Annotated in this window: 15 protein-coding genes; 14 read left to right on the plus strand and 1 reads right to left on the minus strand. The window is 36.6% G+C overall.

The window, feature by feature from the left end; all coding sequences use genetic code 11:
* Nucleotides 1-160 precede the first annotated feature (160 nt).
* On the minus strand, nt 161-1,555 hold the full coding sequence (locus tag RU96_RS04035) for a CitMHS family transporter (protein ID WP_071864252.1): 1,395 nt from the start codon (nt 1,553-1,555) through the stop codon (nt 161-163).
* Between the two features lie 431 nt (nt 1,556-1,986).
* On the opposite strand from RU96_RS04035, the gene RU96_RS04040 reads away from it, so the two are divergent.
* The 14 genes from RU96_RS04040 to RU96_RS04100 all read left to right on the plus strand — a co-directional run bounded on the left by RU96_RS04040 (nt 1,987) and on the right by RU96_RS04100 (nt 16,253).
* Nucleotides 1,987-2,304 carry a hypothetical protein gene (locus RU96_RS04040; RefSeq protein ID WP_071864253.1) on the plus strand — a complete coding sequence of 106 codons (318 nt, stop codon included), beginning with the start codon at nt 1,987-1,989 and terminating at the stop codon, nt 2,302-2,304.
* A 21-nt stretch (nt 2,305-2,325) separates the two neighbouring features.
* Nucleotides 2,326-2,727 (plus strand): acetyl-CoA carboxylase biotin carboxyl carrier protein subunit, encoded by a 402-nt coding sequence (locus RU96_RS04045; RefSeq protein WP_071864254.1) that lies wholly within the window; start codon nt 2,326-2,328, stop codon nt 2,725-2,727.
* 39 nt (nt 2,728-2,766) lie between these two features.
* Nucleotides 2,767-3,882: a sodium ion-translocating decarboxylase subunit beta gene (locus RU96_RS04050; protein WP_071864255.1), complete on the plus strand. Its 1,116-nt coding sequence runs from the start codon at nt 2,767-2,769 to the stop codon at nt 3,880-3,882.
* 44 nt (nt 3,883-3,926) lie between these two features.
* Entirely contained in the window at nt 3,927-4,049 is a 123-nt protein-coding gene (locus RU96_RS13385; RefSeq protein ID WP_095006513.1) for an OadG-related small transporter subunit, read from the plus strand.
* A 22-nt stretch (nt 4,050-4,071) separates the two neighbouring features.
* On the plus strand, nt 4,072-5,067 hold the full coding sequence (gene citC / locus RU96_RS04055; RefSeq protein WP_071864256.1) for a [citrate (pro-3S)-lyase] ligase: 996 nt from the start codon (nt 4,072-4,074) through the stop codon (nt 5,065-5,067).
* 10 nt (nt 5,068-5,077) lie between these two features.
* Nucleotides 5,078-5,386, plus strand: coding sequence for a citrate lyase acyl carrier protein (gene citD, locus RU96_RS04060; protein ID WP_071864257.1), 309 nt, complete (start codon nt 5,078-5,080; stop codon nt 5,384-5,386).
* The gene (gene citE, locus RU96_RS04065; RefSeq protein ID WP_071864258.1) at nt 5,374-6,261 is read left to right on the plus strand and encodes a citrate (pro-3S)-lyase subunit beta; all 888 of its coding nucleotides are present in this window, start codon (nt 5,374-5,376) and stop codon (nt 6,259-6,261) included. Before citD ends, citE begins: the two co-directional genes overlap by 13 nt.
* Nucleotide 6,262: 1 nt before the next feature.
* Nucleotides 6,263-7,795, plus strand: a complete 1,533-nt coding sequence (citF, locus tag RU96_RS04070; RefSeq protein WP_071864259.1) for a citrate lyase subunit alpha — start codon at nt 6,263-6,265, stop codon at nt 7,793-7,795.
* Complete coding sequence (citX, locus tag RU96_RS04075; RefSeq protein ID WP_071864260.1) at nt 7,788-8,324, plus strand: citrate lyase holo-[acyl-carrier protein] synthase; 537 nt, start codon at nt 7,788-7,790, stop codon at nt 8,322-8,324. Before citF ends, citX begins: the two co-directional genes overlap by 8 nt.
* A 4-nt stretch (nt 8,325-8,328) precedes the next feature.
* Entirely contained in the window at nt 8,329-9,723 is a 1,395-nt protein-coding gene (locus RU96_RS04080; protein WP_071864261.1) for an oxaloacetate decarboxylase subunit alpha, read from the plus strand.
* 295 nt (nt 9,724-10,018) lie between these two features.
* Nucleotides 10,019-11,380, plus strand: a complete 1,362-nt coding sequence (locus tag RU96_RS04085; RefSeq protein WP_071864342.1) for an extracellular solute-binding protein — start codon at nt 10,019-10,021, stop codon at nt 11,378-11,380.
* Between the two features lie 47 nt (nt 11,381-11,427).
* Nucleotides 11,428-12,336 carry a carbohydrate ABC transporter permease gene (locus RU96_RS04090; RefSeq protein WP_071864262.1) on the plus strand — a complete coding sequence of 303 codons (909 nt, stop codon included), beginning with the start codon at nt 11,428-11,430 and terminating at the stop codon, nt 12,334-12,336.
* A gap of 9 nt (nt 12,337-12,345) precedes the next feature.
* On the plus strand, nt 12,346-13,176 hold the full coding sequence (locus tag RU96_RS04095) for a carbohydrate ABC transporter permease (RefSeq protein ID WP_071864263.1): 831 nt from the start codon (nt 12,346-12,348) through the stop codon (nt 13,174-13,176).
* The gene (locus tag RU96_RS04100) at nt 13,173-16,253 is read left to right on the plus strand and encodes an alpha-mannosidase (protein WP_071864264.1); all 3,081 of its coding nucleotides are present in this window, start codon (nt 13,173-13,175) and stop codon (nt 16,251-16,253) included. Before RU96_RS04095 ends, RU96_RS04100 begins: the two co-directional genes overlap by 4 nt.
* Nucleotides 16,254-16,324 lie beyond the last annotated feature (71 nt).

Genomic DNA, 16,324 nt, shown 5'->3' on the forward strand with positions numbered 1-16,324 from the left:
TTTTATTAGTTGTCTTTTGTCGTAGGAGTGAATTTCTCGGGCTCATCATATTTTTAATCCAGTGTTTTGTCAATATCTGAATTTAGCATAGCAGATATTAAAATAGTATTGAATCGTTAAAAAGAAAAAACCGAGTCAAAGCTGGCTCGGCTTTTTGCTTTTATTTTTGTGGAATATAAAAAGGTAAGTGCCCAAATAACATAATCGTCACGACGAAAATGATGAAGATACAAGCGGCCCATTTACCAGCTTCTCTTTGCCATTGCCCCATATCTAGTTTGGTTAGACGTAGTAATAAATAAATAAACGCTACTAACGGTGACAATAAGTGGAATGCTTGTCCCATTAATGAGGCAAGTGCCATTTGCATATTAGTAAAGCCATAGGCCCGGCCTGCTTCTGCTAAGACTGGCATAACCCCAAAGTAGAACCCATCGTTTGAAATAAAGAAAGTACCAGGAGCAGAAATTAAGGCGATCACAATTCCCCAGAAACCTGCCAGTTGTTTTGGAATAATATAAGTGAAACTTGTCGCCAATGCTTCAGCCAAACCGGAACCTTGGAAAATACCCATGAAGACACCAGCGGCAAAAACAAGGATTACAACTTGCACCGCATCACCACCGTTAGCACCAATTCGTGCTGACTGATCTTTTAAAACTGGGTAGTTTACGATTAAGGCAATACAAGTACCTAGTAAGAATAAAAACAAAGGCGGTTGGGCAAACCAGCCGGGTAAGCCGATTTGATCAGCAAAAGAACTTAAAACTAACCAAGCGATTAAAATAATCGTCATAATACCGTTAAAGGCAAAAAGTTTTGGCCGACGAATCGCCATTGTTTCAGGGTCTGTTACAGCAGTCATTTCTTCAATTTCAGCATCGGATAATTCTTTGATACCTAAGCGTTTTCTTTCTTGGCGTCCCATGTGAGGTGCTACTATAAAGATAACGAATAAAACAGAAATAATCATCCCTGGCATTAAGTAAGCTAAGATTTCAGCACCAACATCTAAAACAGCCATTGCGCGGGCTGTTGGACCACCCCAAGGCAATAAATTCATAATAGTATTTTGTAAAATAACCAAAACACCAAGATTCATTAAGCGCATGTCTAATTTTTTATAAATTGGAATAAAAGCAGAACAACAAATTAGAGTAGTTGTGGTACCGTCACCATTTAATGAAACAGCTGCGGCTACAACTGCGGTGGCGATCAAAACTTTCATCGGGTCACCTTTAGCAAAATGAATCATTTTTTTGGTGATAGGATCAAATAAACCAGCATCTAACATGATAGAGAAATAAAGAATTGCAAATAATAACATAATCCCGGTGTTAGAGGTCGTTTTAATACCTTCCATCACCCAGTCACCGATATTGTTACTACCGGCTACGCCATCTACTACTGGTGGCGCGGTTACACCTGCTGCAAGCGCGATTAATGCAAAAACTAAAGGAATAATAACTAATGACGTAAGGGGAGATAATTTCTTTTTCATGATCACAAACATGAAGACGATAATCATGAGATAGGATAAAATTGTAAGTAACATTTCCTTCTTCCTTTCAAAAGCCTATTTTTAGTTGCAGTTAAACGTAATCATTTGCAAGCCGGCTAATAAATGCAAATTTTCACAATATTTCTGCTAACGCTTACATCATAAACAATGATTTTCTAAAAAAAAACAAACTTTTTTAAAAGGAACACCAAAAAAACAATTTGATTTACTAAATCTTAGCAGGTACTTAAAAAGTTATTAATAAATTCTTAACGCGAGTAAAATGCTTTTAAATCAACGTTGTAAAGCGTTTTTAATAAAAAAGGGGATTTTGAAACAGCAAAAGAACAATTTAATCGCAAAGCAAAACTTCTCATGGTAGTAAATCATTCTATAATGAAGATGTTATTAATTCGTGACCTTAAATTTTTCAAATTACTGTATTTCTAAAGGTGGAAGTAGATAAAAAAGAAAGGAGTGAGTCGATGGGATTATGGGATTTTTTCCGGCAGAAAAAAGGAATAGAAAACACACCGGTGAAAACGGAACCAATAGTAGAAAATGATCTAGCAGTTGGGCAAGAAGTACCCGCTTATATTGAAACAGATGCCAAAAACTATGAATTGGTCAGTGTTATTGCCGCGGCGATTATGGCCGGTGAGCAGACAGATAGTCAGTTTGTTGTCAAAAAAATTTTGGAACGCAATCCTGAGGCCCAGTTAGTTTCTGTTATCGCAGCAAGCATCGCTGCGGGAGAACAAGCAGATAGTCAGATGATCGTTAAAAAAATTATCAAAAAATAAAAAACGCAGAGGAGAATGATTATGTTACGTAAATTCAAAATTTCAATTGATGGAACAGAGTATTTAGTAGAGATGGAAGAAATTGGTGGCGTGCCACAACCGGCAACTCCACAGCCGGCACCACAAGCTGTCACTGAACCACCAATTGCTGCTACAAGTAGTCCTGAAGAACCAGCAGCTAAAGCACCTGAGGCTACGACACCAGCAAGTGCGGATGCGATGACTGCACCAATGCCGGGGACGATTTTGAAAATTTTAGTAAACGTTGGCGATGAAGTGAAAGAAAATCAACCGGTGATGATTTTAGAAGCGATGAAAATGGAAAATGAAGTTGTCGCACCAAAAGCTGGTACTGTAACAGGCATTCACGTGACACAAGGACAAATGGTAAATCCAGGAGAAGCGTTAATTACATTTAGTTAATGGTTTGGCAATGAAAATTTAAAATAGGAAGTGAACGAAGTGGAAACTCTTTTAGAAGGAATTATCGGTATGGGACAAGAGCCGGGCAGAATTGTGATGATGCTTATCGGTGGTTTGTTGATGTACTTGGGAATTAAAAAGGAATACGAACCAACATTATTAGTGCCCATGGGCTTAGGGACAATTTTAGTAAACTTCCCTAATTCAGGTGTTTTACAAGCAGGTGGCGAGGCTGGTCCTTTTCAAGTTTTATTTGATGCCGGTATCAGTACAGAATTATTCCCATTGCTATTATTTATCGGGATTGGTGCCATGATTGACTTTGGCCCATTATTACAAAATCCATTCTTGCTATTATTTGGGGCTGCGGCCCAATTTGGTATTTTCTTTACTGTTATCGTAGCGGTCTTGCTTGGTTTTGATATTAACGATGCAGCTTCAATCGGAATTATCGGTGCTGCCGATGGTCCAACTTCAATCTTTGTTGCCAACACCTTAAATTCCAAATATATGGGGGCAATTATGGTTGCGGCTTACTCTTACATGGCGTTAGTACCAATCATTCAACCAGTGGCGATTAAGGCTGTTACAACTAAAAAAGAACGTCAAATTCGGATGACTTATCACGCTGGTGCAGTCTCTCAAACCGCTAAAATTTTATTCCCAATCGTAATTACAATTGTCGCAGGCTTAATTGCTCCTGTGTCATTACCTTTAGTCGGCTTTTTAATGTTTGGTAACTTATTAAGAGAATGTGGCGTATTAGATCGTTTATCTGTTTCTGCCCAAAATGAATTAGTAAATCTTGTGAGTATATTGCTTGGATTAACAATTTCTGTCAAAATGCAAGCTCATGATTTCTTAAAAGTAGATACTTTAATCGTTATCGGCTTAGGTTTAGTGGCCTTTGTCATGGATTCAATTGGCGGCGTACTTTTTGCAAAAGTCTTAAACTTATTTAGAAAAGAAAAAGTAAACCCAATGATTGGTGCTGCCGGTATTTCAGCTTTCCCAATGTCCAGTCGGGTAATTCAAAAAATGGCTACAGAAGAAGACCCACAAAACTTTATTTTAATGCATGCTGCTGGTGCGAACGTTTCAGGTCAGATTGCTTCAGTTATTGCAGGTGGCTTGTTATTAGCACTCTTAGTCTAATCATTGCAGAAGAAAAGTAATCTGACTACAAAAGGAGGATAACCATGTTTGAAGATTTAAAAATTGCGTTTGAATTATTAGGCTTTGGTTGGGGTGGCGTTTTTGTTGTAATTTTAATTATTTACGCAGCTTCACAATTATTGGCGAAATTATTTCCGCCAAAATAAAAAAGTAATCAGGTGAGAAAAGATGTTGACACAAAAAAGACTCTGGTTAGCAAAAGATGCCAAAGAGTATGAGCAGTGGCGTGAATTTTTAAAAACTGGCGATTTATTTCCAGAAGATGATGCCACTTATACTGTTGGTATTTATGACGGGGAAAAGTTAATTGCCACTGGTTCTTTAGCAAATAATATCATTAAGTATTTGCTGGTTTGTAAAAGTTATCAATCAGAAAACTTATTGACGCAAATTATTGTGCATCTAATCGATCGTTTACATGAAGAAAACATTTTTCATTATTTTGTTTACACCAAACCAGATAAAGAAGTGATTTTTCGCTCTTTGGGGTTTAAGAAAATCATCAGTGTAAAAGAAGTATTGTTTATGGAACAAGGAAATCCTGATTTTACTGACTATCTCCATGAAATTGGTCAGTTTGATCGTCAAGGGCAAAACGGTAGCATTGTCATGAATGCCAACCCTTTTACTTTGGGACATAAATATTTAGTAGAGCAAGCGCGTAAAGTTTGCGATCATGTTTATGTTTTTGTTGTCTCAGAAGAAAAATCAGAGTTTAAAAGTTCCGAACGCTTTGCCTTAGTAAAAGCAGGTTTAAAAGAATTTGAAGATGTAACAGTTTTACCTGCACGGGATTATATGGTTTCATCTTTAACCTTTCCTGCCTACTTTTTAAAAGACCGAGCCCAATTAAATATTGCCCGCGTTCAAGCTCACTTAGATGCAACACTTTTTAAAGAACGAATTGCGCCGGTTCTGCATATCAAAAAACGCTTTGTTGGTGAAGAACCGTATTCAAAAGTAACCAATATTTATAATGAAGCCATGAAAGAAGTCTTCGATCCGGAATTGTCACTGACTATCTTGCCTCGTCTGGCTATTAAAGGTGAAATCGTCAGCGCCACTAAAGTGCGACAAGCCCTAAAAGAACACAATGAGTCGCTTGTAGAGTCCTTTTTACCGGATAATGTTTTTGCTTATTTGAAAGATAAAAATAAAATTTGAGGTGAAAATTGTGGAAATCAAAAAAAGTGCAGTAGCTGGTACTGTAGAGTCTAGTGACATTATGGTCACGGTCGCTCCAAACCAAGAAGAAAAAATCGTGATTGAATTAGACAGTAGTGTTGAAAAACAATATGGGCAACAAATTCGCGATTTAATTACTGAAACGCTAAATCGTTTGGGGGTAACAGCTGCTAAAGTAACGGCGATTGATAAAGGGGCATTAGATTGTACCATTCAAGCGCGCACTTTAACGGCGGTTCATCGTGCTAGTGAAGTAAAAGCATACGACTGGAAGGAGATTGACTCATGGAACGCTTAAGAAGAACAATGATGTTTGTACCTGGAGCTAATGCGGCGATGTTAAGAGATGCACCTTTATATGGAGCAGATTCCATTATGTTCGACTTAGAAGATGCGGTTTCTTTAAAAGAAAAAGATTCTGCTCGGACATTGGTTCACTTTGCTTTAAAAACATTTGACTACAGTAGTGTTGAAACTGTCGTCCGCATTAATAGTTTGGACACGGTGGGTGTGCAAGATATTGCGGCAATGGTCTTAGCCGGAGTCAATGTCATTCGACTACCCAAAACAGAAACAGCCCAAGATATTGTTGACGTCGATGTAGAAATCACCAAAGTAGAAGAAGCTAATGGTATTACTGTGGGGACTACTAAAATGATGGCAGCCATTGAATCAGCTGAAGGCGTATTAAACGCAAGGGAAATCGCCAAAGCATCGTCCCGATTAATCGGGATTGCTTTAGGGGCTGAAGATTATGTCACCAATATGCGTACCCGACGTTATCCAGATGGACAAGAATTATTCTTTGCTCGTAGTTTTATCTTGCATTCTGCTAGAGCAGCAGGAATTGCAGCAATTGATACAGTCTATTCCGATGTTGATAATGAAGCAGGCTTTTTAAAAGAAGTGGAAATGATTAAACAGCTTGGTTTTGACGGTAAGTCAGTCATTAATCCGCGTCAAATCCCGCTTGTCAATAAAGTATATGCACCAACTGAAAAAGAAATTCAAGACGCAAAAGAAGTCATTTGGGGCATTAAAGAAGCCGAAGCCAAAGGATCTGGTGTTATTTCAGTTAACGGAAAAATGGTAGATAAACCTATCGTAGAACGGGCAGAACGTGTTATTGCGTTAGCAAAAGCTGCCAAGTTGATTTCCGAGGAGGATATTTAAAATGACAACAAATAAATTAGGTCGCGAAATTCCAACACAATTTGCTGATGAATACGGTGTTTTTGAAGGGGAATTAGCCAACATCAAAGAATACCAAGAATCAAGTCGTAAAATTAAACCCGTTAAACCGAGAGATACTAAATTATTAGGAAGTATTCGTGAAGCGATTGAAAAAACAGGCTTAAAAGATGGGATGACAATTTCTTTTCACCATCATTTCCGTGAAGGTGACTTTGTGATGAACATGGTTTTAGCCGAGATCGCCAAAATGGGAATTAAAAATTTGTCGATTGCACCAAGTTCTATTGCTAACGTTCATGAACCGTTGATTGATCATATTAAAAATGGCGTAGTAACAAATATTACTTCCAGTGGTTTACGCGATAAAGTTGGCGCTGCTATTTCAGCAGGTATTATGGAAAATCCAGTTGTAATTCGTTCCCATGGTGGACGGGCACGAGCGATAGCTGCTGGCGATGTGCATATTGACGTAGCATTTTTAGGTGCGCCAAGCTCTGATGAATATGGTAATGCCAACGGAACTGTGGGTAAAGCAACGTGTGGTTCTTTAGGTTATGCGATGATCGATGCCAAATATGCTGATCAAGTCGTAATTATTACAGATACTTTAATGCCTTATCCCAATACACCAATCAGTATTCCTCAAACGGATGTTGATTACGTGGTCGAAGTCGATGCAATTGGTGATCCAAACGGCATTGCCAAAGGAGCTACGCGTTTTACGAAAAATCCTAAAGAATTATTAATTGCTGAATATGCGGCCAAAGTCATTACTAATTCACCATACTATAAAGAAGGTTTTTCTTTCCAAACAGGTACTGGTGGCGCAGCATTAGCTGTTTCTCGTTTTATGCGAGAAGCAATGCTTAAAGATGGTATTAAAGCGAGCTTTGCACTAGGTGGAATTACCAATGCGATGGTGGAATTATTAGAAGAAGGTTTAGTTGAAAAAATTATCGATGTCCAAGATTTTGATCATCCGTCTGCGATTTCGTTAGGAAAAAATGCAAACCACTATGAAATTGATGCCAACATGTATGCTTCACCTCTAAGTAAAGGTTCAGTGATTAACCAACTGGATACAGCAATTTTATCAGCATTAGAAATTGATACTGATTTTAATGTGAATGTCATTACCGGCTCTGATGGTGTAATTCGTGGGGCTTCAGGCGGACACTCAGATACTTCAATGGCATGCAAAATGAGTCTTGTTATTGCGCCGATTATTCGGGGGCGCATCGCTACAATTGTAGACAAAGTGAATACAGTTGTAACGCCAGGTTCAAGTATCGATGTAGTGGTCACAGAAGTTGGGATTGCGATCAATCCAGCGCGTCAAGATTTAATCGAACATTTCAAAAAGTTAGATGTGCCACAATTTACGATTGAAGAATTAAAAGAAAAAGCCTATAGCATCGTCGGCACACCACAACCGATTCAATATGGTGATAAAGTTGTCGCTTTAATTGAATATCGCGATGGCTCAATTATCGATGTGGTTAAAAATGTCTAATTATTTTCAAGGGGAAATGGTTACTCTATCAGAAATGTTAGCTGCTAGAGAACAAAGAGTGACATTGCAACAAGCACTACTAGCCAAATGTCCGCAGGCAAGTTTACTTTCAGCCACGCTGAATATTCCTGGACCAGTTAAAAACACACCGGCTTTGGAAAAAACATTTATTGCTTTAGTCGAAACAGTTCGTAAAGAATTAAAAGATTTCTTTATCATTGAAACAAATTATTTTTCGCGTAAAACTGGCCTAGAATTTTTTTTGTTAGCCGAAATTTCTCCAGAACTATTAAAAAGAAAAATGGTTGAAATTGAAGAAAAGAATTCTCAAGGACGGCTGGTAGATTTAGATGTTTTGTGGTTAAAAGATGACAAAATACAATCAATCAGTCGACAAGATTTAGGTTTTCCGGCTAGAAGATGCCTTATTTGCAATCAAGATGCCAAGGTCTGTGGGCGAGCTAGAATCCATACGATTGAAGAAATGCAAGCAAAAATTATCACTATAATTGAACAGGGAAAGGAGTAGTGGAATGACCAAACAAATTCGTTTTATGGAAACGGTCTTGCGGGACGGCCAACAAAGTCAAATCGCCACCCGGATGCCAACAGCAGATATGTTACCAATCATCAAAACAATGGATGAAGCGGGCTTTCATTCATTGGAGATGTGGGGAGGCGCAACGTTTGATTCTTGCCTACGTTTTTTAAATGAAGATCCATGGGAAAGATTACGTCTTATTCGTAAAGAAGTAAAAAATACGAAGTTACAAATGTTATTACGAGGACAAAATCTCTTAGGATATAAAAACTATGCAGATGATGTGGTAAGAGAGTTTGTGATGAAATCAGTTGAAAATGGCATTGATATTGTCCGTGTTTTCGATGCTTTAAATGATACGCGTAACTTAAAGACCTCAATTGAAGCTTGTAAAGAAGCTGGCGGACATTGCCAAACAGCAATTTCTTACACTACTAGTGATTTTCATACAGTTGATTATTTTGTCGGTTTAGCCAAAGAAATGGCAGAACTTGGGGCAGATTCAATTTGTATTAAAGACATGGCGGGAGTCTTAACACCAGCTACTGGTTTTGAATTAGTCAGTCGCATTAAAGATAGTATTTCATTACCACTAGAAGTTCATACCCATGCTACAAGTGGTATTTCAGAAATGACCTATTTAAAAGTGGCAGAAGCCGGCGCAGATATTATTGATACTGCCATTTCATCATTTTCCGGTGGGACAAGTCAACCAGCGACAGAATCTGTCGCTATTGCATTAGCTGGATTAGGTTTTGATACAGGCTTAAAAATGGATAAATTGGAAGAAATTGCCAATTATTTCAATCCAATTCGCGATCATTTCCGCAATGAAGGCTTATTAAATCCTAAAGTAAAAGATACCGAACCTAAAACTTTAATTTATCAAGTGCCTGGTGGAATGTTATCCAATCTCTTAAGTCAGTTAACCGAACAAGGCAATGCTGATAAATATGATGAAGTTTTAGCCGAGGTGCCAAAAGTCCGCGCCGACTTAGGTTATCCGCCGCTTGTAACGCCACTATCACAAATGGTGGGAACCCAAGCGTTAATGAATATTTTAGCTGGAGAACGATACAAGCTAGTGCCAAACGAAATCAAAGATTACGTGCGGGGACTGTATGGTAAACCTCCTGTTGCCATTAAACCAGAGATTAAAGAAAAAATTATTGGAAATGAACCAGTTATTACCCAACGCCCGGCTGATTTATTAGCGCCACAACTGCCTGAATTTGAAGCAGAAATTAAGCAATACGCAAAATCAACTGAAGATGTATTAAGTTATGCTGTTTTCCCCCAACAAGCCAAAGATTTCTTAGGACGACGGGAAGACCCATTTTATGATGTGCCGCTCCAAACGGTGAATGTAAAAATTGACCTGGAATAAAAAAGTTTGCAATTCAAAATTTTAATGCAATTAATCACTGAAAAGGCTGTAAAAATCAGTAATGATTTTTACAGCCTTTTTAATATAGTAAATTATCATCAAAAAGTGATTTTATCATCAAAATTTATAATTCAATACAAATTTTGATGATAATTATTTTTTTAAATGATTGAGCTTTTTGTATACTTAAGTAATATTGTAAGTGCTTACAACTACTTGCGGCCGAAATTAGTTGTTTAGTGATGAATAGTTAAATAATAGTTAAAGTGAGGTTTGAAAATTGAAAAACTTAAGAATGAAGAAAATCGCGTTATTTACGTCTTTATTAGTAGTTCCTCTTTTAATTGCAGGATGTGGGAATGAGTCAAAAGAAAGTTCTGCTAGTAAAGATGGGAAGACAGAAATTAAGATTACGTGGCGTAATACTGGAGATCATGATAAAATGCAGAAATTTTTAGAAGAAGAATTTATTCCAAAGTTTGAAAAAGATAATCCAGATATTAAAGTAATACCGTCTTCTATCACTGCAAGTGAAGGTGATTATTTTTCTAAAGTTGCTTTATCAATGCAATCAGAGAGTACAGCTCCAGATATTGTTGCCGAGGATTCATTTATGTTAAACTCGGATGCTAATGCAGGATACTTGACTGCCTTAGATGACTACGTAGCAAAATGGGATGATTGGAGTAAGTATACTGAAAATTTGAAAGCGGGATCTATTGCCCAAGATGGAAAATTATATGCTATTCCGGGAACATCAGATTCTAGGGGGATTTGGTTTAATAAGAATGTTTTTAAAAAGGCAGGTTTACCTGAAGACTGGCAGCCAAAAACATGGGAAGATATTGTAGCTGCAGCAGAAAAGGTGAAGGAAACCCAACCTAAAGTGATTCCCTTTGGTATGGGAGTGGCAAAGGCAAATGGAGAGTCTGTTTCTATGCAAACTTTTGAGATGCTGTTATACGGAACAAAAGACCAATTATTTGATTCAGAAACTCGAAAATGGGATGTAAATAGTCAAGGTATTTTGGACTCGTTAAACTTTATTGATGAAATTTATAATCAGAAAAAATTAGGACCATCTTTATCAATTGCTATTAATAGTAACTATGGTTCTGTAATGTTCCAAGAAAAATTTCCTAAAGATGAAGTAGCTATGCTATTGGATGGATTTTGGAGTCAGGGAAATTGGACTGAATCTGGAGCAACTCCGGTTGAAAATATGACTGAACGTTTTGGTTTTGCTGCTATGCCTACACAAAATGGTGATGCACCGGGAACCACTACAATGTCTGGTGGTTGGACATGGGCAATCCCTGCAAAAGCTAAAAATAAAGAGGCATCATGGAAAGTTGTGCAAGCACTAGGTGGTAAAGAAGAACAAGCAAAACGTGCCATTGCAGAAGGAAATTTAACAGTGCGTGATGATTCTGCAGAATTACCAGAATACAAAGATCAACCGTTTATCGCAGAAGCTACTAGTTTCTTAAAAAATGCGCATTTTCGCCCTGCTGATGATAAGTATCCAAATGTATCTGTTGAAATTCAAAATATGGTGGAGTCTGTAGCGACAGGCTCAAAAACGCCAGAACAAGCAGCAAAAGATTATGCAAAGAATGTGACGAGAATTGTAGGAGAAGAGAATATTAAAAAATAATATTGGGGCGGCTTAGTAGCCGCCTTTTACTTAAGAAGGTGAGAAATATGGAAAACGGATTGATGGAACCATTCCAAAATAAGAAAGCGCCACTATCTGATAATTTAAAGTCAATTTTCTTTTTGTTGCCTAGTTGGATTTTATTGTTAATATTTTTTATTGGCCCCATGATTTTAACTTTCGTTTTTTCTTTTACAAATCTAGCATTAACGGGAGCAGAAGCAAGTCAATTACAATTTATTGGTTTTGAAAACTTTACACGTATGTTTCAAGATCCAGAATTTCGAACTAGTGTATGGAATACAATTATTTTTGTATTTTTTTCGGCAGTATTGGGTCAATGTTTTTTAGGATTTCTAATTGCATTTTTGATGCGAGAAAAAAATAAAACTTTTCGAAGAATAATTGGATTAATTATTATCGCAGCTTGGGTTACGCCTGAGGTCGTTGTTTCATTTTGTTGGGTAGCATTTCTTAGTGAGAGCGGCACCGCTAATTGGGTATTAGGGATATTGAATATTGAACCTGTAGCATGGTTATTCACTTTCCCTATGGTTAGCGTGATTATTGCAAATATCTGGCGAGGAACTGCTTTTTCAATGATGGTTTTCCAATCAGCATTGGATGATATTCCGAAAGAAGTAGAAGAGGCAGCTATTATGGATGGTGCATCCCGCTGGAAGATTGTGACCAAAATTACAATTCCAATGGTAAAGGGTACAATTGCAACAAACTTGATGTTGGTAACACTACAGACTTTAGGAGTATTCACCTTAATTTATACAATGACTGGTGGAGGCCCTGGGGTGAGTACTGCTACTTTACCAGTATTTATGTATAAACAAGCATTTGTGAGTTATCAATTAGGATATGGTACAGCTATTTCTTTAGTTCTTTTGGTACTAGGAGCGATAGCAAGCCTTATTTATATGAAAACATTGAAAGTGAAAGTGTAGGTGAATGAAATGGTTAAAAGAAGTTATCAAATTGAAACAGCAATTCACTATATCATTCTAACATTATTAGGAATTTTATTTTTACTTCCATTATTGTGGATGCTTTTTGCATCTGTTGATACAGGAGCAATACAGGCGTTAAAGGTACCTAAGAGTTTTACTTTAGAAAATTTCATTTCAATTATTACTGATGGAGGGTTAATTCGTTCTTTTGGTATTGGGCTATTAATTTCAGGCTGTCAATCTTTATTAGTAGTTGCTCTTTGTGTATTGGCCGCTTACCCTCTTTCGCGCTATAAACTTCGGTATAAAAAATCATTTATGATGACGATTTTATTTATGACATCATTACCAATGACTGCGGTTATTGTTCCAGTGTTTCAAATGTTTTTATACTTAAAATTCCAGGATTCTCTATTAGCGCTTACGTTTTTTTTAACAGCTTCGTCACTACCCTACGGAATTTGGATGATGAAAAATTTTATGGATTCAGTTCCACTTGACTTAGAGGAATCGGCATGGATTGATGGCGCGTCTACTTGGCAAGGCATAAAAAAAGTTGTTGCTCCATTAATGTTGCCTGGAATTTTTACAGTTGGGATATTTACATTTTCTGGAAGTTGGGGAAATTTTTTTGTACCGTATATTTTAATTCAATCTCCAGATAAAATGCCAGCTTCCGTTTCAATTTTTCAATTCTTTGGTAATTTTGGAATGGTTAATTATGGTCGATTAGCGGCTTTTTCAGTTTTATATTCTTTACCAGTTGTAATTTTATATGCTATTTCACAAAACTTCATGTCTAAAGGCTTTAGTATGGGAGGAGCAACAAAAGGATGATGAATTTTACATTTGTAGAAGATAAGTTGCGCAAACGAATCGATAGCTTAAAAGAGTTCCGCTATCGGAGAAAGGTAGCAATTAAAGACTGGTTTATTAAAGAGGATGTTACAAAAGGAGAAAAATATCCACCAGTAAGTTTTAACGATTGGCAAACATTTACATTAGGAGAGCATTGGAGTGGGCGAGACTTCTATCTTTGGATTCAGCAAGTGATAAAAATTCCTAATAGTGGAAGACTACTATTTCTTTTTGATTTTGGTAGAACTGGTGGTGGATATAATTCTGGGTTTGAATCACTTCTTTTTATCAATGGTAATCCCTACCAAGGTGTGGATAGTAATCATCAAGAAGTATTTTTAGATGATAGTTTATATGGAAAGGAAATTACAGTATCGTTGCGGTTGTGGTCTGGACTTGAAGGAGGTGGACCAGAAAAAATTCAACGGCATGAATTCAAAAGAGCGGAATTAGTAGTGCTAGATGAACAAACTGATGAATTATATTATCTGTCTGACGTTGTCTTGAATACTATTTTGGAATTAAACGATAATGACCCAATCAAATATCAATTACTTGATGTGTTAAATCGAGCATTTATTAAAATCGATTGGTCATATCCTGGAAGTGATGAATTCTATGCTTCAATTGAGCAAGCAGAAAGTTATTTATCTGAAAATATTGATAAAATTGATAAAGATGATAACGTTGAGATTACGGCAATTGGTCATACTCATATTGATGTAGCTTGGTTATGGCGTTTAAAACATACAAGAGAAAAAGCGGTTCGAAGCTTTTCCACAGTATTACGCTTAATGGAAAAATATCCAGATTATATATTTTTACAAACTCAACCGCAACTATATAAGTATATAAAAAATGACTATCCGGAGATATATCAGAGAATTAAAAAACGCATCGCAGAGGGACGTTGGGAAGTTGACGGGGCGATGTGGTTGGAATCAGATTGTAATATTCCAAGTGGCGAATCATTGACCCGGCAAATCTTACATGGTTCAAAATTCATTAAAGAAGAATTTGACCAAGAAGTTAATTATTTATGGTTGCCAGATGTTTTTGGATACTCGTGGGCTTTACCACAGATCTTAAAGAAGAGTGGTATTACTACTTTCATGACTACAAAAATTAGTTGGAATCAATTTAACCGGATGCCTCATGATACTTTCATTTGGAAAGGAATGGATGGTAGTGAAATTTTAACTCATTTTATTACAACCCCGGAACCTAAACCGCATGCTAGTTGGGCATCTGAATGGTTTTATACGTATAATGGACTTCTAGAACCAGAAACGGTGTTGGGAGCCTATAGAGGTTATAGGGATAAAGATATTAATTCTAATCTTTTAATTTCTTATGGGCATGGTGATGGAGGTGGTGGTGTTACACGAGATATGTTGGAAAAGCGCAGACAAATGAATCGGGTCGCAGGCCTACCAAAAGTTAAGACAGGAAAAGCCAAAGATTTCTTTGAAAAATTACAAGAAACTTTTAGCGAAACAGACCATTATGTGCATAAATGGGATGGAGAATTGTATTTAGAATACCATAGAGGAACATATACATCTCAAAGTTATGTAAAAAAAATGAATCGAAAAACCGAGCTTGCACTACGTGAATTAGAAATTTTATACACGTTTGCGGAATCTAAGGGCTATGACTATCCTAAAGAAAAACTTTTTGAACTCTGGGAGATTTTACTACGAAATCAATTTCACGATATTATTCCCGGCTCCTCTATTAAAGAGGTTTATCAAGATCACAAGGAGGAATTTAGTATTGTTAAAAGAGAGATTCAAAATTTACATCAGCAATTAAACAAGTCAACCGATAAATTACTGCTCATTAATACTGCTGCATGGTCAAGAGATACACTTGCTTCTATCCCTTTGGAAAGCGCAAATAACTATCAAGATGAACAAGGAAATATTTTTTCTACAGTTAGAGTAAAAGATAAAAAATATATTTATATTCCAGAGTTATCAGCACTTTCCGACAGACTTTTAACGCCAATTGATGACGTAATAGTAGCATCGCAAGTAACCGGAGTCGTGAAAGAAAATTATGTAGAAACTACTCATTATATTTTAAAATGGAATGATAATGGTCATTTTACCAGTCTTTATGATAAAGATTATGAGCGCGAGGTGTTGAAAGGAAAAGGTAATCAATTACAAATATTTGAAGATAAACCTAAAGACTTCGACGCATGGGATATTGATATTTTTTATCAAGAAAAGATGACAGAAATACCGTTCACAAATTATACGTTGACTGAGAATAATGAGTTTTTTGTAGAGATTACCTTTGATGCTGAAATTGGTAAATCACAACTTACCCAAAAAGTACGTCTTTACGCAAATTCAAGACGAATTGATTTCATTACAGATGTGGATTGGACAGAACGACAACGGTTATTGAAGGTAGCTTTTGAAGTTGATGTAAGAGCTACGGAAGCAACTTATGATATTCAATATGGAAATGTTAAACGGCCTACTCATTGGAATACAAGTTGGGATATGGCTAAATTTGAAACTGTAGGTCATCAATGGGCTGATTTATCTGAAAGAGATTATGGAGTTAGCTTAATGAATAATTGTAAATATGGTTATGATATTAAAGAAAATACGATGCGGCTATCGCTATTAAAAGGTGGTATATATCCTGATCCTGAAGCTGACCATGGGCATCATAGTTTCACTTACAGTATTTTTCCTCATAGTGGTGATTGTATTTCAGGGGGAACAGTTGAAGAAGCATGGGAAATTAATAATCCTATAACTGTCTTAAATCAAGATGAACATATACTGCCAGATATACAACTAGTAGTTGAAGGTGGTATTGCAATTGATGCGATAAAAAAAGCTGAAAATGGGAAAGGTTTTATTTTGCGAGTTCATGATTATTCTGGTGGTCGTAGTAAATTTGAAATTTTGGGAATGAAAGACGTTAACTGGAATTCGACAAATTTATTAGAATTAGATGAGCATGATCATAATAAAGGGCACCTAGCTTTTGAAATATCACCATATGAAGTAAAGACGATACGAATATATTGATGGAATGACAACGGCATAAAAAATTAATCGAAAATAAATATATTATTTAATTTTTGATATTTTTTGAAACC

This window comes from Enterococcus canintestini, from assembly GCF_001885735.1.
GTDB lineage: Bacteria > Bacillota > Bacilli > Lactobacillales > Enterococcaceae > Enterococcus_C > Enterococcus_C canintestini.